Genomic DNA, 316 nt, shown 5'->3' with positions numbered 1-316 from the left:
ACAATGTTGGCATGACCTGCAAGGCGAGAGACTGCTTTAATATCAGCGCCTTGCTCAATTAAGCGGGTAATGAAAGTACGTCGACCAGAATGAGAACTTGCTCCAATAATTCCTGCCTTATCATAGAGTGACTTGAACCATTTTTGCAAACTATTAGGCGTAAAGCGACTTTTACGTTGGGTCTGAAAAAAGGGTTTGTCTCGTGCAACATGTTGTAGGGTATCGAGATGTGCCTGGAGTGCTTTGCGGATTTTTTCATTGGCAAGATAAGCGTAACGTTGTTTTTCACCTTTGGTCATTGAGCGCTTCAAACAAA

1 protein-coding gene is annotated in these 316 nt (G+C 42.7%); it reads right to left on the bottom strand.

Features of this window, described 5'->3' with window-relative positions:
* Positions 1 to 299 (bottom strand): tyrosine-type recombinase/integrase (locus Lstg_RS14900; protein ID WP_238585454.1); only part of this gene is annotated, 299 nt, incomplete at its 3' end.
* Between the last annotated feature and the right edge of the window lie 17 nt (positions 300 to 316).

This window comes from Legionella steigerwaltii (assembly GCF_001468065.1).
Taxonomy (GTDB): Bacteria; Pseudomonadota; Gammaproteobacteria; order Legionellales; family Legionellaceae; genus Legionella; species Legionella steigerwaltii.
Note: the sequence above shows the minus strand (reverse complement) of the source record. Positions and strands in the feature narration are given on the sequence as shown.